Here is a 17,227-nt window from a genome sequence, read left to right as displayed (position 1 = left end):
GCGGGGGTGAGGGCTGAAGAGTTCTGGTACGGTCATCCATGTCGTCCGGCGCAACGCGGCCTCAACGGCGCATTCGCCCTCGTGGCACTGTGTACTCTCATAACCGAGGGCCCACACGGGTCTGAATCAACGACATGATTGGGGGTCTTCTCTATGGAGACTGCAGCGATTACAGAGTGGATGTTCGCCCAGGAGATTCCGATTCCCGGGGACGTTCAGGAGCTTCTGGTACCCGGCGAGCAGCCGTATGCGGCGTTCAAGACGTTCCGGGATTCAGCGATCTTCACTTCGAAGCGGTTGATTGTGCGTGACGCGCAGGGGCTCAGGGGCAAGAAGGTCGAGATCTACTCACTGCCCTACAGCGCGATCAACATGTGGTCGACGGAGAACGCGGGCACCTTCGACTTCAACGCCGAAGTCGAACTGTGGACGCGGGCAGGACACATCAAGGTCAAGCTCGGCAAGGACGTGGACGTCCGCCGGATCGACGGTCTGATCGCCGCCTGCGTGCTCGGCTCCTGAGCCGTTGATCGACACTGTCTGATGTGGTGGCACTGGCATCCCGTCAGTGCCACCATGCAGCTGAGTGCCCCGCGTCACCTCCGGCTTGTACGCTTGAGCCATGACTGAGAACACACCATCGACTGAGCAGAGCGGCGCCGCTGCCGCCGCCGAGTCCACCCACGTCATCCAGCAGCGCGGACTGTGGTTCGAGGAGTTCGAGATCGGCGCGGTGTACAAGCACGCCCCCGGCCGCACCATCACCGAGGCCGACAACACCTGGTTCACCGCCGTGACGATGAACACCCAGGCCCTGCACCTCGACGCGGCCTTCGCTGAGACCGAGCCGTTCGGCCAGCGGCTGGTCAACTCGATGTTCACGCTGGCCACCCTCGTCGGACTCTCGGTCTCGCAGCTGACCCAGGGCACGATCGTCGGCAACCTCGGCTTCTCCGAGGTCGCCTTCCCCAAGCCGCTGTTCCACGGCGATACCCTGTACGCGGAGACGAAGATCGTCGACAAGCGCCTGTCGAACTCCCGCCCCGGCCAGGGCATCGTGAGCCTGGAGCACATCGGCCGCAACCAGCACGGCGACATCGTCGCCAAGGCGGTGCGCAAGACGATGGTCTTCACCGCCGACCACGCTGAGAAGGAGGCATGATGACCTTCGCCTTCGCTCCCGCCTGGCTGTTCGTCCCAGCCGATCGCCCCGACCGCTACCGCAAGGCCGCTGATCGCTCCGACATCGTCATCGTCGACCTCGAAGACGCCGTCGCCGAGGCGGACAAGGCTGCCGCCCGGAAGGCCCTGGCTGAGCACACCGCCGGTGACGACGCCCTCGACCCGGCGCGCACCGTCATCCGTGTCAACGCGCCCGACACCGAGCACTTCGCCGCTGATCTTGAGCTGCTCGGCACGCTGCCCTTCACCCACGTCATGCTGCCCAAGGCGGAGGACGCCACCGGGCCCGAGGCGCTGGCCGGCTACCAGGTCATCGCCCTCATCGAGACGGCCGCCGGAGGCATCAACGCCGCCGAGGTCGCCGCTGCTGAGAACGTCGCAGCGCTCATGTGGGGTGCCGAGGACCTGACCGCCGACCTGGGCGGCGGATCCTCCCGCAAAGCCGATGGCACGTACCGGGACGTCTGCCGCACGGTGCGCTCACTCACCTTGCTCGCGGCCAAGGCCCACGGCAAGCTCGCCCTCGACGCGATCTGGGCAGCCATCGACGATCTCGACGGCCTCGCTGTCGAGACCGAGGACGCTGTCGAGTCCGGCTTCGACGGCAAGGTCTCCATCCACCCCAAGCACATCGCCGTCGTGCGTGAGGCGTTCGCCCCGAGGGAGGAGCAGCTGACCTGGGCGCGTGAGGTTCTCGCACTCGCCGAGACCTCCTCAGGTGCTTTCAGCTACGAGGGCAAGATGATCGACGCCCCGCTGCTCAAACACGCCCAGACGATCGTGGACCGCGCCCGATGACGGCACGGACAACCAGCGCCGCACCGACCACGGACTTCGAACCGCCCAGCCGCGTCGAGCCGACCACCGTCGCCGAACAGGTCGAGGCCGCACTGACCGCAGCAGCCGACAACGACGGGGTCATCCCGATCGTCGAAGCTGGGCACCCGGTGCTGCGCCAGCCGACCGAGGAGGTCGACGGGCAGATCGACGACGCGACCCTGCAGCAGCTCGCCGCAGCGATGCGCGCCACGATGAACGCAGCCCCCGGCGTCGGGCTCGCCGCCCCGCAGGTCGGCATCAGCCTGCGGATGTTCGTCATCGAAGACCCGGCGCCGGTGCTCGGTGAGGTCGCCCGCATCCGTGAGCGCACACCCACGCCGTTCGCAGCGATCGTCAACTCCCATTACCGGGCCGTCGGCGACGAGCAGGTGGCCTTCTATGAAGGCTGCCTGTCGATCCCCGGCTACCAGGCCGTCGTCGCCCGCCCGCGCGCGATCGCACTCACCGGCCACCACCTCGGCGGCGGCAGCATCGAACGCGAGGTCACCGGCTGGGAGGCGCGCATCGTCGCTCACGAGACCGACCACCTCGACGGGGTGCTCTACACCGACCTGGCCGAGATGCGCTCGCTGGCCACCTCAGCCCAGGTGGCGCGGTGGTGGAGCCAGCCCAGCGCCGCCGAGGCCGCCCGCGCGCTCGGCTTCGACCTGCCCGACTCTCCGATCCTCTGACCTGCCCGAATCCCAGACCCCCGATCCAGTCCGCTCACGGCCCAAGGAGCCCCACATGCGACTCAACCCGTTCGTAGCCGCCTCTGTCGACCTCGGCTTCGCCGCGCTGTCCGCCTTCCGCCCGTGGTGGGTGCCGACGAAGCACCAGCAGACCGCCCGTCTCGTCTACGCCGGCGCCACCGGTGTGCTGTCTGCCGCCTCAGGCGCGGAATCCTACACCGGCGTCAGCATGCCGCTGGACGCGAAGAAGGAGAACGCGGTCAATGCCGCGATCGGGATCGGCAGCGCTGCGCTGACGTATGCGGGCTGGCCGCTGCTCACCCGCTTCAACCGGTGGGCCGATGACAAACTGGGCAGCTGGGGCGTGAAGAATCCGCCGCTCGTCAGCGCGGCCGTCTCCATCGGCGCGACGACCCTGGCCCACGTGGCCCTACTCACACTCGACGACATGATCTCGCGCGGAGCCGACGAGGACTGGGACGACCTGGCCGAGCAGAAGATCGTGCTGCCGGCCCATGTGCGCGAGGCCGTCCTCGCGCTGCTCGATGACAACCACGCCCTCGATGCGCAGACCGCTCAGGTGCTGCGCGACCAGTTCGCCGCAGCCGAGTTCTGGGCCATGCGCGATGACGAAGCCGGCAGCGAAGAGCCCAGTGAATGGCACGTCAGCAGCATCACCGTGCAGGTGCCCCACGATGCCGAACGCGTCGTACCCTCCCGCCAGACCTACCCGGTGCGTGGGCACATCATCGCCCCGGACGGCACCGACCTGTACCTCAGCATCGAGACCACTGACGGCCGGATCTCGAGCATCGACCTGACCGAGGACTTCGACATCTACCCGTACCTCGCCGCCGAGACAGACGGCGAGGCCTTCGGGATGTTCGATGACGGCGGCGCCGAGGACTGGGATGACGACGGTGGCGCCGACTGGGAGGCCCGTGAAGCGTTGTTCGTGCTGCGCAACTGGCCGCGCGCCGGCGAATTCGAGATCGTCTCCGACGCCGATCGGATGCCGAACCTGGGCTGAGCGCAGCCTGCCACGCCGAAGGCTTGCCTGGTAACAGTCGTTGACAGCCTGAGCTCCGGTGACTAGAATTACCAAAAAGCAGAGTGTAGATGGAAGTCAAGGACAGTGCTCTCAAGCACGGGGTTCGGCCCAAGTTTCTGCGGCGAAAGTGAGGGATCAGCGATGCGCAGCGATGAAGACCGGCTCGCAGAAATCGAATCCGGAGATGGTCCGGATCCGATCGCCTCAGTGTCGGGGGAACTGGCGCGTGTTGCGGTGGCTGCGATGGAGGTGGAGAGTGCTGAAGCTTCGCTCCGAAATGCAGTTGCTTCTGCCCGGCAGGCAGGACATACGTGGCAGTCGATCGGCGACGTGCTCGGCATGACGCGGCAAGGTGCGCTCAAACGTTTTCGGGTGGCCTGACTGCTGCGCCTGCATCACTGGTTCTCATCGGTTGCACGGTGCTGATGTTCGACTCTTGACAGTTGCCGCTTTGAGTCGAAACCCTTACTCGTCCTGCCGTGGTCGGGGCAACTTAGGTTGCGTCATTGGTGTTGCGCTTCCGCGTTCAGATGACAAGCACACTCGTCCTGGTCTGCAACTTTCGAGGCGTGCGTCGACTGCAGCACCCCTGGAATAACCCGCCGACTGCCGTCGTTGCGACGGGTATGCAGACTTTGACCCTGGCCGCAGGGTGCTTCTGGTGCTTGGAGGCCATCTACCGGCAGACCCGCGGCGTCGACTCCGTCATCAGCGGCTATACCGGTGGTCACACCGCCGACCCGGACTACTACTCCGTGTGCTCGGGCACCACCGGCCATGCCGAAGCCCTGCAGGTGACCTTCGACGAGGACGTCATCAGCGATGACGTGATCCTCTCGATGTTCTTCACCTCCCATGACCCGACGAGCCTCAACCGGCAGGGCAACGACGTCGGCACCCAGTACCGTTCGGCGATGTTCTACCGCAGCGAGGACGAACGGCAGCGCTTCGCCGCCGCCATCGACGAGGCCCAAAAGCTGTACCGCAAGCCGATCGTCACCACCCTCGAACCGCTGGGCGACTTCCACATCGCCGAAGACATCCACCAGGACTTCTACCAGCGCAACCGGTTCAACGGATACTGCATGTTCATCGTCGACCCCAAGCTCGCCGCCGCCCGGCGCACCTACGCAGAATGGATGCAGTGATGAGCCACCCACAGCCTGCCGCCTCCCGCTTCGACGACCCCGTGCTGGCCGCGATGGCCGCCCGCCGCTCGATCTCGAAGGTCGGCCCGCAGACCCCGAGCGACGACGAACTCCTCGCCCTCCTCGACGCCGTCACCCCGGTCGCCGATCACAAGGCGCTCAAACCGTGGCGACTGCTGACGATCCGCGGCGACGACCGCCTCCGGCTCGGCGCGGCCCTCGACGAGGCCGCTGGACGCGAACCCGGCGGCAAGCCGAACCCCAAACCGCTGCGCGCCGAGCTGCTCATCGCCGTCATCGCCTCACCGACCGAGCACCCTAAAGTCCCCGAATGGGAGCAGCACGCCACCGCCGCCGGTGCCGCCCACTTACTCGAGCTCGCCCTCTGGCGGGCCGGGTGGGGCGTGATGTGGCGCACCGGACTCGACGCCAACGCCCCGGCCGTGCGCGCCCTGCACGGGCTGGGCGAGAACGAGCTGCTCATGGGCTGGCTCTACGTCGGCGACATCGACCCCGCCTTCCGCAAGCGCCTGGAAACCTCCCGCCGCCCGCCGAAAGACCCCAGCCAGTTCCTCTCCACCCTGCCCGCACCCGAGGCGGAGACTGCGGAGAGCACCGACGCCGACGACCCAGCAGGGGAGCGCGCCGGTCAGCGCGCCGACGAGAAGGCGGCTACGACGGCCGCGAAGAGGACCGCCAAGAAGGCCGACAAGAAGGCTGCCAAGAAGTCCAAAGAGCAGGCGAAGAAGGCTGCCCAGAAGGCGAAGAAGAAGGCCAAGAAGAAGGACCGGCGGTAAGTGAGCCACCCCGCGCCCGCCGCCGCCCGGCAGCCGCTGCCCGGGGAGATCACCGTCCTCGTTGCTGCGGCCTTCACCGTCGCGATCGGCTACGGCATCATCGCCCCGGTGCTGCCGCAGTTCGCCGAGAGCTTCGACCTCGGCGTCACCGCCGCGACCATCGTCGTGAGCTCATTCGCCTTCTTCCGGTTCGTCTTCGCGCCCGCCGGCGGCAGCCTCGTCAACGCACTCGGCGAACGCCGCGTCTACATCACCGGCCTGCTCATCGTCGCCGCCTCCACCTTCGCCGTCGCGCTCGCCCAGTCGTATTGGCAGCTGCTGATCTTCCGCGGCCTTGGGGGACTGGGCTCGACGATGTTTACCGTCTCGGCGATGGCGCTCATCGTGCGGATCGCCCCAGCCCGGCAGCGGGCACAGGCCTCGAGCGCGTATGCGACCGCGTTCCTCGTCGGCAATATCGCCGGTCCCGTCGTCGGCGGGCTGATGGCCGGGCTCGGCATGCGGGTACCGTTCATCGTCTACGCGATCGCGCTCGTCATCGCCGCCGCGATCGTGTGGCTGCGGCTTGACGCCACCCGCATCGACGCGCTCGCCGCCCGCGCCCACCACGACGAGAACGCCGCCCCCGCCTCGGGTGCGGAGGCCCCGGACACCTCCCGGATGCGGTTCCGGGAAGCGTGGCGTGACACCGCCTACCGGGCGTCGCTGCTCTCGGGATTCGTTCACGGCTGGGCGTCGATGGGGGTGCGGGTGGCGCTGTACCCGCTGTTCGCCCTCCACGTCCTCGACGCCGGACCGAGCACCGCAGGCCTCGCGCTCACCTTCTTCGCCCTCGGCAACTTCGCCGCGGTGCGCGTCGTCGCCCGATACTCCGACTTCCGCGGCCGCAAGCCCTTCATCCTCGCCGGCCTGGCGATCATGGGTGCTGCGACGATCGTGCTCGGCTGGAGCCCGACGGTGTGGGTGTTCTACGCGCTTTCGATCCTCGCCGGGATCGGGGCAGGCCTGCTCAACCCGGCCCAGCAGGCCGCGCTCTCGGACATCGTCGGTTCGACCCGCAAGTCCGGCACCGTGTTCTCCCGCTACCAGATGGCGATGGACGCCGGGGCGATCATCGGCCCGATCCTCGGCGGGATGATTGTCGACGCCTCCGGTTATGCGCTCGCATTCGCACTCACCGGCGGGCTCGCTTTCATCGCCGTCATCGCGTGGCTGCCGGGCCGTGAAACTCTGCCGGCGATCCGCGATCCGCACGCCGCTGAGGCGGGGCCGGGCGCGAAGGCTGGTGGCGATTCGTCCGGTGGCGGCCCGTCCGGTGGCGGTCCGTCCGGTGGCGGCCCGGCCGACCCCGGTCAGGCGATGACGAGTGACTGACTGATGAGTCCTTTGCGCGTGCCGAGCAGGGCTGTGAGGTAGCGGCTGCCGTCGCCGACGTGGGCGAGGAAGCCGGTATCGGCGGCGAGGTGATCGGCGTTGTCGGCGATGACCCAGGCGCCGGGCGTGAGTCGATCCTCGAGGAGGGTGAGCATGTCCAGGTAGAGATCCGATGCGCCGTCGAGGAACAGCAGGTCGATCGGGCCGTCGAGCTCGGCGAGTGTCTCCCGGGCGTCGCCGACGCGAATCTCGGCGCGGTCGCCGAGCCCTGCATCGGTGAGGTTGGCACGCGCCTTCTCCGCTTTGTGCTGGTGGAATTCCGAACCGGTGACCCGGCCGCCGGTATCGGCGGCGGCAGCGGCAAGGTAGATCGTCGAGATGCCGAACGACGTGCCGAATTCGACGATGCGCTGGGCGCCGGTCGACCGGGCCGTGTTGTAAAGGAAGCGACCCATTCGCGGGCCGATCGACAGATACTGGGTGCGGTGCTTCGTCGAGGTGCGTAAGTCGGCGCTCGGCTCGCTGGGCGCTGCGATGCGATTGTGTTCGCGGCGCAGCCGCTCGGCTTCGGCATGTTCACGTTCGAGGACAGCAGCGACATCGGCGCGCAGCAGGGTGCAGGTCATTTCAGGCTCCTAGGTGAGGGCGGGCAGGTACGTCCGCGTGGAAGGTCAGCAGGGGTGGGAAGTGAATCGACGTGGCAGGTTCGGGGGAGTGCGAATGCCCAACCGCCGGCCGGGTTCAGTCGGTGGCGAGCACGAGCGGGCAGCCACGAGTCGGATGTTCGGTCACGAGCACACGCTGCCGGTAGACCTCGCTGATGAGCTCGGCGGAGAACACCTCGGCCGGTGTCCCGTCAGCGCGGATCTGCCCGTCGGCAAGCACGATGACCCGGTCAGAGTAGGCGGCGGCAAGATTGAGGTCGTGGAGCACCGTGATGACGCAGGCGCCGTGCTCGCGCAGCTGCCGCACCCGAGTCAGCAGGGACTCCTGATGACGCAGGTCGAGTGCGGCCGTCGGCTCGTCGAGCAGCACGATCGGCGTCGTTTGGGCGAGCACGCGGGCAAACGCGGCACGGCCCATCTCACCACCGGAGAGCGTCTGCACATCCCGCCTGCGCATCCCGGCGAGCTCGACATCGCTGATCGCCTGCGAGACGATCTGCTCATCCTCTTCCGGGCTTGTCTGATGGGACAGCCGGGCCAGCCCGACGATCTCCTCGACCGAGTACGAAAACCGGACGAGGTGATCCTGCGGCAGCACCGCCCGGGTGCGGGCGAGCTCCTTGAGTGAGAAGTCGCCGAGCGGCCGACCGTCAATAAGTGCTTGTCCACTCGTTGGCGCATGGTCACCGGAGAGCACACCGAACAGCGTCGACTTGCCGGCGCCGTTGGGCCCGACAAGTGAGATCACCTGCCCGGCCTCAGCACTGAGCGACACCGAACGGAGGATCTCATTGCGGCCGAGCGTGACGCTGACGTTCTCGGCAGCTAATGCCGGGCTCATGCGCGCATCTCCGTCCGTCGCCGGTAGAGCAGCCACAGGAAGAACGGCCCGCCGACAAGCCCGGTGAACAGGCCGATCGGGATCTCCGAGGGCGGGTTGAGGGTGCGGGCGCCGATGTCGGCAGCGACGAGCATGATCGCCCCACCGAGTGCGGAGATCGGCAGCAGCCACGTGTGTCCCGGGCCGACGATGAGCCTGACAATGTGCGGGATGACAAGACCGACGAAACCGATCGATCCGGCAACGGCGACCGCCGAGGCGACAACGAGGGCGGTGGCGACGACGAGGCCGATCCGGGTGGCGCGCACATTGAGTCCGACGTGCCGGGCCTGCTTCTCACCGAGGGCGAGCACGTCGAGCGGGAGGGCGAGCCGGTGGATCGTGACGAGCCCGAGCACGAAGAACGGCAGCACCGTGAGGATCGCCGGCCACGAGGCGCGGTTGAGCGAACCCATCTGCCAGTAGACGATCGATTCGAGTTCGGTGCTGTCGGCCAGATACGTGAAGAAGCCGTTGACGGATCCGGCGATCGCGGTGATCGCGATGCCGACGAGCAGCAGCTGGACGGTCCCGCCTTTCCGGTCGGGCTGGGCGAGGACATAGATGACGCCGGTGACGCCCAGTCCGCCGACGAACGACATAACCGGTACCGTCCAGGTGCCGAGCACCGTCAGGCCCGTGACGATCGCGATGATCGCCCCAAGTGAGGCGCCCGAGGTGACACCGACGATCCCGGGATCGGCCAGCGAATTGCCGAACAGGCCTTGGAGCGAAGCGCCGGCGACAGCGAGCGAGGCGCCGACGATCGCTGCGAGGATGACCCGCGGCAGCCGCAGATCCCAGACGACGTTCTGCATCGCCACACTGTGAGCGGAGAGATCCCCGCCGGTGAGTTTGCCGAACATGATCGCAAGGATTTCTCCGGCGGCCAGCCGGATCGGCCCGATCGCAACCCCGGCGATCATGACCGCGACAAGAGCGCCGGCGACGATCGTGAGGATGAGCATGCCCGGCGGCCGACGCACATCGCTGTCATCGTCAGCGATGCGCGAGGGCCGCCGCAGAGTCGGCGCGGCCATCAGTGCTCAGACAGCGCGTTCTGCAGGCTCAGCACCCCGGCGCCGGCGCTCAGCCCGCCGCCGGTGAGCTGCATGTCATCCATGACGATGAGCCGCTTGTTCTCCGCGGCCGGGGTGCTGGACAGTCCATCGACGTGGTCCCAGATGCCGTCTTCGCCGCCGAGCTGGTCGAGTTCGGAGGCTGCGACGAGGATGACCTCCGGAGATGCGGAGATGAGACCTTCCGGGGTGATCGACTGGTAGCGTTCGAGCCCGGTTTCGGCGCCGGTGTTGATCGCCCCGGCCTTCGTGATGATTCCGTCGGCCGGCGTATCGACCCCGGCCGCGGTCGTATTGCCGGAGTCGCCGGCCCCGGACGACGAGAGCACCATGACGCGAGCACGCTCGTCATCGGCGATGCCCTCGGTCTTCTTCGCTGCCTCATCGAGCTGCTGCTGCACCTGCCCGGCGAGGTCCTCACCGGCAGCGGCGGCCCCGAGCAGCGTCGCGGTCTTGCGGATCTTGTCAGCCGGCTCCTGGCTGCGATCGATCATCGTCGCCGGGATCTCGGCCGCCTGCAGCTTCTCGATGATCTCGCCCTGGCGGCGCATGTTCGTGCCGATGACGAGTGTCGGCTCGAGGGCGGCGACGCCTTCGACGGTCATGCTCGACGAGCCGGTCGTCTTCACCCGCTGCGCGCTTTCCGGCAGTTCGCTGTCGAGTGCGGAGCCCTCTGGGGCGATGGCGATGTTATCTGTCAGACCAAGGCTCTGCATGATCTCGATGGTCGGGTCGTCGAGCACGAAGACCCTGTCGAGGCTGGTGACCTCGATCTCCGTGCCGTCATCGCCGGTGAAGGTGACCGGCAGCTCGGGGGTGACCTGCTCCGCGCTGGGCACGGCGACTGCTTCTGCCGGGGCCGAGGCGGTCGTCGCCCCGCCTTCGGGGCTTGCGCTGGTATCGGAACCGGAACCGCAGGCGGTGAGGCTCAGGGCAGCGATGGTGAGCGAGCTGAGCAGGACGGCGCTGCGGTGGCGACGGATGGCCATGAGGGATGTGCTCCTTTGGAAAGACAAGCTGTGCGGTCGACCCGAGGAATATCTCGGTGACAGAGGCACTTTAGCATTGATGAGGTTAGGCAACACTAAATGCACGCGCAGTGTTTCAGATGCTGAGCGTCGGGCGGCCGCAGCGCCGCCGTAGACTAGCGGGGAGAGGAAGGGTGCACGTGAGGGAGGTCATGGACGACGGAGTGCGACACGATGCCGAGGTGCTTGCGAGTGTCATCGTCGAGCTGCGTCGGGCACTGCGACGGGCCAATGGCCGCAGTCAGGCCCCGAGCAAGCGCCGGACTGAATCCCAGACCGAGGTGCTGCGCTATCTTGGCAGCCATCCTGGGACCGGCACGAACACGATTGCCGCAGCACTGCGGCTGAGTCCGAACACGGTCTCGGCGGTGTGCAGCGCCCTCGTGCGCGAGGGCGCTCTGTCCCGGCAGCGTGATCCGGCTGATGGCCGTGCCGCCCGCTTCTACGTCACTGACGACCTCGCTCAGCTGCGCGCCGAGAAGCACGACCGGCGCGCCGATGTTCTCACCCAGGCGCTGGCTGCCATGGAGCCGGCCGACCAGGCGGTGCTCACGGCCGCCCTCCCGGTGCTCGCTACCCTGATCAGGGAACTCGACTCCCTACCGGATCGCCACTGAGCGGTATGGGGTGCACCGGCGTGGGCACCGCTGGGTTGTCGGGTTTACCCCACCGCGCTTTCCTCGGCGACTGTGGGACGCTAAAGGAACACTCCCAGCACCGTTTCCCAAACCCTGGCGCGCGTTCGGCGCGCGCCCGTTTCCGCTGTCCGCCGAGGAAGGACTTGTATGAACCTGCTCACCCGTGTGAGTCTGCGCAATCGAGCGCTCATCGCGCTCATCTCCGTCATCGCGATCGGCTTCGGCCTCATCGCCACCGCGCAGATGAAGAAGGAGCTCTTCCCCGACCTGCAGCTGCCGCAGGCCTTCGTCACCACCAGCTACGAAGGCGCCACTCCCGAGGCGGTTGAGACTGAGGTGACCGAGCCGCTGGAGGCGGCCCTCAACAACGTCGCCGAGGTCGAAAGCGTCTCCTCGGTCTCGACCTCCGGGTCCTCCCAGGTGATCGTCGAAACGAAGTACGGCACCTCCTCCGATGAGATCGTCCGCCAGCTGCAGCGCGCCGTCTCCCAGGTCCAGCCCCAGCTGCCGGAGGGCTCCGAGCCCGAGGTGTTTGCCGCCTCGACCTCGGACATCCCGGTGGCGATGCTCACCGTCACCGGCGGCGACAACCCCGAGGCACTCGCCCAGGAGCTCGACGACGTCGCAGTGCCCGAGCTCAAGCGGGTCGAGGGTGTGCGCGATGTCGAGGTCACCGGCGCGCCGGAGAAGGAAGTCGTCATCGACGTCGATGAGGACAAGCTCGAGGACGAGGGACTGAGCGCCGATGTGCTCGCCGGCATCCTGCAGTCCAACGGCATCCCCACCTCGGCCGGGGACCTGCTCGACGGCGACAGGACCACGCCGGTGACCGTCGGGGCGCGGCTGACGACGGTCGACCAGATCGCCGACCTCGCACTGCCCGGCGGCGATGAGCCGGTGCTGCTCAAGGACGTCGCCGATGTCGAGATGCGGGAAGCGGAGGTGCAGACGATCTCGCGCACGAACGGCGAGCCCGCGCTGTCGCTGACGATCATGAAGAAGCCCGACGGCAGCATCGTCGACATCTCCGACGGTGTGAGCGAGGCGCTGCCGGACATCGAAGAGAAGATGAGCGACGATGTCGCGTTCCACACCGTGTTCGACCAGGCGCCGTTCATCAAGCAGTCGATCGACGACCTCGTCAACGAAGGCGTGCTCGGTCTCGTCTTCGCCGTCGTCGTCATTCTCATCTTCCTGCTCTCCGTCCGCGCGACCGTCATCACTGCGATCTCGATCCCGCTGTCGCTGCTCGTCACGCTGCTGACCCTGTGGCTGAGCGGCTACAGCCTGAATATGCTCACGATCTCGGCGCTGACGATCTCGATCGGCCGCGTCGTCGACGACTCGATCGTCGTCATCGAAGCGATCCGCCGCCGCCACTCCCAGGGCGGGACGAAGTTCGCCTCGATCATGGGCGCGGTCTCCGAGGTCGCCGGCGCCATCACCGCCTCGACGCTCACGACGATGGCCGTGTTCGTGCCGATGATCTTCGTCGGCGGACAGACCGGCGAGATGTTCCGGCCCTTCGCGCTCACCGCCGCGATCGCCCTGGCCTCCTCGCTGCTCGTGGCGCTCACGATCGTGCCGGTGCTCGCCTACTGGTTCCTGCGCGCCCGCGAATCCCGCGTCAGACTCAGCCGCGAGCAGAAGCGGCAGATCCGCACCAACCGCACCGCCAACCTGCGCGAATGGAAGAAGGAGCGCAAAGCCGCCCGCAAGCGCCCGATCTCCATCGACGCACCGGCCGGCCGGCACGCCACGAGCGAACTGCCGGTCATCCCGGAGTCCGCTGGGGCCGCAGCTGCCGCCGCCCCCGACGAGCTCGCGGCGCTGCGCTCGCCGGTCACCCGCCTGCAGAAGACCTATGTGCCGTTCATCTCCGCATCGACGAAGCACCCGGTCATCACGCTCGTCGTGGCGGTGCTCGTGCTCGTGGGCACCGGATTCATGATCCCGCAGCTCAAGACCGAGCTGTTCCCCGATACGGGGCAGGACTTCCTGCAGGTCGATCAGACCTTCGAGCCCGGCAGCTCGCTGGAGGAGACGAGCGACCAGGCCGCGAAGGTCGAGGAGATCCTCGCCGGCTATGACGAGATCGAGTCCTATCAGCTGTCGATCGGCGATACGTCGATGGGCGGCGACTCGACCTCGGCGATGCACATCCTCAACCTCAGGCCCGGCACGAGCATCAAGGCGCTCGCCGGCAAGCTCGACGACGACTTCGAAGAGCTTGAGGGCGCCGGTGAGGTCACCGTGCTCAGCGACGCCGCCGGCGGCATGAGCAACGACATCGAGATCTCGGTGACCGGTTCGGACAACGACAAGCTCGCCACCGCCGCTGAGGACCTCGTCGCGGCGATGCGCGACCTCGATGAGGTGCAGAGCGCGACGACCGACCTGGAGGACACGCAGCCGACGATCGAAGTCGACATCGACCGGAAGAAGGCCGCCGAGGAGGGCCTCGACGAGGCGGCGATCGGCCAGATCGTGCAGCGGGCCGTCAACGGCCAGCAGATCGGCGATGTCGTCATCGACAACCTCGGCCACCGCGTCGTGCTGCACGCCGGCGACGTCAGCAGCGTCAAGGAGCTCGAAGACCTCGAGATCCCGCTCGACGCCCAGGCTGCCGGCCCCGGCGGTCCGGGCGCAGACCAGGGCGCTGAGGGCGCGCTGCCGCCGGGGGCCCCGGTGCCTGCACCGGAGCCGGAGACCGAGACGATCGCACTCAAAGAGGTCGCCGAGGTCAAACGCACCGAGACCCCGGCCCAGATCCGCCATACGGAGGGTCAGCGCTCGGTGACCGTCACGGTGACGCCTGCCGGCAACGACCTGGGGGCGGCCAGCCAGGCGGTGCAGCAGGCGGCCGACGAGGTCGACACCCCGCAGGGTGTGACCGTCGACTTCGGCGGTGGGACCGCGGAGCAGCAGGATGCCTTCACGCAGATGGGCCTGGCGCTGCTGGCCGCGATCCTCATCACCTTCGTCATCCTCGTGGCGACCTTCAAGTCGCTGCTGCAGCCGCTCATCCTGCTCGTGTCGATCCCGTTCGCGGCGACCGGCTCGATCGGCCTGTCGCTGCTGACAGATACGCCGCTGGGCATGACCTCGATGGTCGGCCTGCTCATGCTCGTGGGCATCGTCGTGACGAACGCAATCGTGCTCATCGACCTCATCAACCACTTCCGCCGCCACGGCGTGGAGCTGCGCACCGCGATCATCCACGGTGCCCGGCTGCGCTACCGGCCGATCCTCATGACCGCTGCGGCGACGATCTTCGCGCTCGTGCCGATGGCGCTGGGAATCTCCGGTGAGGGCTTGCTCATCTCCAAGCCGCTGGCGATCGTCGTCATCGGCGGCCTGGTGAGCTCGACGGTGCTGACCCTCATCCTCGTGCCGGTGCTCTACCTGCTGCTCGAAAGCGTTAAGGAGCGCCGCACCGAACGCCGGGTCATCAAGGACATGGCCCGCTCGCACGTCATCGACGAGGCCGAGGCCGCCGCCGAGCGCCGAGAGGCAGAGGCGACCCCCACCTCGGGCACGGACGCAACCGAGACCTCGGGCACGGACGCAGCCGAGGCCTCGGGACCGGAGCAGAAGCCGGAGTGATCCGTCCGCGCTTCGGTGTCGAGCTGCTCATCGTCGCTGCGCTCTCGCTGGGGAAGTCGGCGGCGTATGCGGTGGTGAACCTGCTCGACACCATCTCGCGCACGCCGCTGGCCGAGGCGCAGGCGAAGCTCAACACGGAGGCCTCGCCCAGGCCGTGGTTCGACCTGACCTATCAGCTCATGGGCATCGGGTTCGCGCTCGTGCCGGTGCTGCTGGCGATCTGGCTGATGAACCGCGACGCCCTGTACCAGCAGGCCGGCAGTCTGGAAGCCGACGCTGACACCCGCCCGGCACTGACCCGCATGGGCTTCGACCTCCGCAAGCCGGCGCGGGACACCGCGTGGGGGCTCGGGCTGTTCCTCGTCATCGGCCTCGGCACCCTCGGCGTGTACTTCGCCGGCCGGCTCACCGGGCTGACCGCCGAGGTGCTGCCGAACAACCTCGGCGCCTACTGGTGGACGATCCCGGTGCTCATCCTCTCGGCGGCCAAGAACGGCATCCTCGAAGAGGTGCTGCTGCTCGGCTACGGGTGCGACCGGCTGCAAAAACTGCGGGTGAGCCCGTGGGTCATCATCGTCGTGCTCGCCCTCGTGCGCGGCAGCTACCACCTGTACCAGGGCATCGGCCCGTTCATCGGCAACGTCGTCATGGGCTTCATCTTCGGCGCGGCCTACCTGCGTATCCGCCGGGTCATGCCCTTCGTCGCGGCTCACACGGCCATCGACATCATCGGGTTCCTCGCTCCCGAGTTGCTCGCCATCGTCGACCCGCGGCTCTGAGTGCCGCTACCATGGCGCCCGTATCAGATCGTCACCGCACCCTGCGGGGTCTCGAAGGTCACCGACATAAGGCCGGGCGTGCCGTGCGGGGAGTCCCAGTCGATGCCGATCTCGGAGATCGGCTTCTTGTCCTGGGTGCCGAGCCAGTCGCGCAGCCGGTCGCGGTCGCCGGCGATCTTGAGCGAGGCGATCGACACCCCGCAGCCAGCGCCGCGGGCCGAGGGATGCTCCTCCGCCGAGGAGACCCAGCGGATGAAGAACGGCAGCTGCGGATCGGCGATGAGGCCTTTGATGCCGATCTGCTTCCACAGCAGCTCGACACCGGTGTCGGGTGTGCGGTTGCCGTCGACGGCCTTGCGCTCAAGCCGCTCCTCGACCGGGCCGAGATCATCGACGGCCACGCACCAGCCCATCCAGCCGCCGCCGAGTTCGCTGCGGGCGCGCACTGCCTGACCGAACGGCGTCGACAGCGCTGCGGGATGTTCGAGGGCTTCGACGACCTCGACATAGTGGCCATCGGCGAGCGGGAAGATGAGGTTGCGAGTCCCGAAGCGCGGATGCACACCGCCGTCATAGGGCTCGATGCCCAGCTTTTCGGCGATTCTGGCCGCAGTCTTTTCGTAGCCATCGGGTTCGCTTGCGAAGGAGACGTGGTCGAGATGCATACGTGAAGAATCCCACACCGCCCCCAGCTCTGCTCCTTAGCCTTACCTAAGTCGTATGCCTTTCGGGGCATGTCTGCGCCGCCTCGCAGCACCCTGCGCAGTGCGTCCGCCGCGCCCGAGGCGGTGAAGACGCAGGTGGCAGCGGTGCCGTGGGTGCCGGGTCGGGTGGGCAGACGCAATCGGCGGCCTGTCCACCACGTGAACAGGCCGCCGAGATGTGCGGCACGGCAGGGATCAGTGACCCTGTTCCTGGAAGCGCTTGATCGAAGCCTCGACCTCCGCCTCGGCTTCGGCGCGACCGACCCACGAGGAGCCCTTGACGTACTTGCCCGGCTCCAGGTCCTTGTAGTGGACGAAGAAGTGCTCGATCGCATCGAGGGTGAACTGGTCGACATCGGCGATGTCCTGGTAGGACTCCCAGCGCGGATCGCCGGCGACCACGCCGAGGATCTTGTCGTCGCCGCCTGCTTCGTCCTCCATCTTGAACATGCCGATCGGGCGCACATCGACCTGGCAGCCGGGGAACACCGACTCGGTCAGCAGCACGAGCACATCGAGCGGGTCGCCGTCCTCGCCCAGGGTGTCTTCGAAGTAGCCGTAGTCGGCGGGGTACTCCATCGAGGTGTAGAGGTAGCGGTCGAGCTTGACCCGGCCGGTCTCATGGTCGACTTCGTACTTGTTGCGCGACCCCTTGGGGATCTCGACGGTTGCGAGCAGTTCCATTGCGTCTCCCTCTGTCAAGGACATCGTTCGATGGTCGGAAGGTGTGGTCCAGGGCGCTTCGGGAATCGCGCCGAACTCATTTAGCATAATGAATGCGCTGC

18 protein-coding genes are annotated in these 17,227 nt (G+C 67.4%); 12 read left to right on the top strand and 6 right to left on the bottom strand.

The window, feature by feature from the left end:
* The first annotated feature begins 153 nt into the window (after positions 1 to 153).
* The 9 genes from ACFFN1_RS16320 (at position 154) to ACFFN1_RS16280 (ending at position 7,063) form a co-directional block, all read left to right on the top strand.
* On the top strand, positions 154 to 522 hold the full coding sequence (locus ACFFN1_RS16320) for a PH domain-containing protein (protein ID WP_259844142.1): 369 nt from the start codon (positions 154 to 156) through the stop codon (positions 520 to 522).
* Positions 523 to 622: 100 nt separating this feature from the next.
* A complete protein-coding gene (locus tag ACFFN1_RS16315; RefSeq protein WP_376841951.1) occupies positions 623 to 1,162 on the top strand; it encodes a MaoC family dehydratase in 540 nt (179 codons plus the stop codon).
* Positions 1,162 to 1,980: an HpcH/HpaI aldolase/citrate lyase family protein gene (locus ACFFN1_RS16310; RefSeq protein WP_376841964.1), complete on the top strand. Its 819-nt coding sequence runs from the start codon at positions 1,162 to 1,164 to the stop codon at positions 1,978 to 1,980. Before ACFFN1_RS16315 ends, ACFFN1_RS16310 begins: the two co-directional genes overlap by 1 nt.
* On the top strand, positions 1,977 to 2,693 hold the full coding sequence (locus tag ACFFN1_RS16305) for a peptide deformylase (protein WP_376841950.1): 717 nt from the start codon (positions 1,977 to 1,979) through the stop codon (positions 2,691 to 2,693). The genes ACFFN1_RS16310 and ACFFN1_RS16305 overlap by 4 nt, the downstream gene beginning before the upstream one ends.
* Positions 2,694 to 2,748: 55 nt before the next feature.
* Entirely contained in the window at positions 2,749 to 3,723 is a 975-nt protein-coding gene (locus tag ACFFN1_RS16300; protein WP_376841949.1) for a hypothetical protein, read from the top strand.
* Between the two features lie 162 nt (positions 3,724 to 3,885).
* A complete protein-coding gene (locus tag ACFFN1_RS16295; RefSeq protein ID WP_376841948.1) occupies positions 3,886 to 4,125 on the top strand; it encodes a hypothetical protein in 240 nt (79 codons plus the stop codon).
* A 245-nt stretch (positions 4,126 to 4,370) separates the two neighbouring features.
* Positions 4,371 to 4,892, top strand: a complete 522-nt coding sequence (msrA, locus tag ACFFN1_RS16290; RefSeq protein ID WP_376841947.1) for a peptide-methionine (S)-S-oxide reductase MsrA — start codon at positions 4,371 to 4,373, stop codon at positions 4,890 to 4,892.
* A complete protein-coding gene (locus tag ACFFN1_RS16285) occupies positions 4,892 to 5,689 on the top strand; it encodes a nitroreductase family protein (RefSeq protein ID WP_376841946.1) in 798 nt (265 codons plus the stop codon). Before msrA ends, ACFFN1_RS16285 begins: the two co-directional genes overlap by 1 nt.
* Positions 5,690 to 7,063: an MFS transporter gene (locus tag ACFFN1_RS16280; protein WP_376841945.1), complete on the top strand. Its 1,374-nt coding sequence runs from the start codon at positions 5,690 to 5,692 to the stop codon at positions 7,061 to 7,063.
* Here ACFFN1_RS16280 and ACFFN1_RS16275 read toward each other — a convergent pair.
* From ACFFN1_RS16275 to ACFFN1_RS16260, 4 genes are all read right to left on the bottom strand, one after another.
* Positions 7,042 to 7,689 carry an O-methyltransferase gene (locus tag ACFFN1_RS16275; protein WP_376841944.1) on the bottom strand — a complete coding sequence of 216 codons (648 nt, stop codon included), beginning with the start codon at positions 7,687 to 7,689 and terminating at the stop codon, positions 7,042 to 7,044. The genes ACFFN1_RS16280 and ACFFN1_RS16275 overlap by 22 nt on opposite strands.
* A 115-nt stretch (positions 7,690 to 7,804) precedes the next feature.
* The gene (locus ACFFN1_RS16270) at positions 7,805 to 8,569 is read right to left on the bottom strand and encodes a heme ABC transporter ATP-binding protein (RefSeq protein ID WP_376841943.1); all 765 of its coding nucleotides are present in this window, start codon (positions 8,567 to 8,569) and stop codon (positions 7,805 to 7,807) included.
* Complete coding sequence (locus ACFFN1_RS16265; protein ID WP_376841942.1) at positions 8,566 to 9,648, bottom strand: FecCD family ABC transporter permease; 1,083 nt, start codon at positions 9,646 to 9,648, stop codon at positions 8,566 to 8,568. Before ACFFN1_RS16265 ends, ACFFN1_RS16270 begins: the two co-directional genes overlap by 4 nt.
* Positions 9,648 to 10,676: a heme/hemin ABC transporter substrate-binding protein gene (locus ACFFN1_RS16260; protein WP_376841941.1), complete on the bottom strand. Its 1,029-nt coding sequence runs from the start codon at positions 10,674 to 10,676 to the stop codon at positions 9,648 to 9,650. Before ACFFN1_RS16260 ends, ACFFN1_RS16265 begins: the two co-directional genes overlap by 1 nt.
* 191 nt (positions 10,677 to 10,867) lie before the next feature.
* Here ACFFN1_RS16260 and ACFFN1_RS16255 point away from each other — a divergent pair, with 191 nt between their 5' ends.
* The 3 genes from ACFFN1_RS16255 to ACFFN1_RS16245 all read left to right on the top strand — a co-directional run bounded on the left by ACFFN1_RS16255 (position 10,868) and on the right by ACFFN1_RS16245 (position 15,738).
* A complete protein-coding gene (locus tag ACFFN1_RS16255) occupies positions 10,868 to 11,332 on the top strand; it encodes a MarR family winged helix-turn-helix transcriptional regulator (protein WP_376841940.1) in 465 nt (154 codons plus the stop codon).
* Positions 11,333 to 11,500: 168 nt separating this feature from the next.
* Positions 11,501 to 14,959, top strand: a complete 3,459-nt coding sequence (locus ACFFN1_RS16250) for an efflux RND transporter permease subunit (protein ID WP_376841939.1) — start codon at positions 11,501 to 11,503, stop codon at positions 14,957 to 14,959.
* Positions 14,956 to 15,738, top strand: a complete 783-nt coding sequence (locus tag ACFFN1_RS16245) for a CPBP family intramembrane glutamic endopeptidase (RefSeq protein ID WP_376841938.1) — start codon at positions 14,956 to 14,958, stop codon at positions 15,736 to 15,738. The genes ACFFN1_RS16250 and ACFFN1_RS16245 overlap by 4 nt, the downstream gene beginning before the upstream one ends.
* Before the next feature lie 23 nt (positions 15,739 to 15,761).
* Here ACFFN1_RS16245 and ACFFN1_RS16240 read toward each other — a convergent pair whose 3' ends face one another.
* Together ACFFN1_RS16240 and ACFFN1_RS16235 are read right to left on the bottom strand one after the other, a co-directional pair.
* Entirely contained in the window at positions 15,762 to 16,403 is a 642-nt protein-coding gene (locus ACFFN1_RS16240; protein ID WP_376841937.1) for a VOC family protein, read from the bottom strand.
* Between the two features lie 234 nt (positions 16,404 to 16,637).
* Positions 16,638 to 17,126, bottom strand: a complete 489-nt coding sequence (locus ACFFN1_RS16235; RefSeq protein ID WP_376841936.1) for an inorganic diphosphatase — start codon at positions 17,124 to 17,126, stop codon at positions 16,638 to 16,640.
* Positions 17,127 to 17,227 lie beyond the last annotated feature (101 nt).

The sequence above is a fragment of the Brevibacterium otitidis genome (assembly GCF_042429315.1).
In the GTDB taxonomy this organism is placed as follows: domain Bacteria; phylum Actinomycetota; class Actinomycetes; order Actinomycetales; family Brevibacteriaceae; genus Brevibacterium; species Brevibacterium otitidis.
Note: the sequence above shows the minus strand (reverse complement) of the source record. Positions and strands in the feature narration are given on the sequence as shown.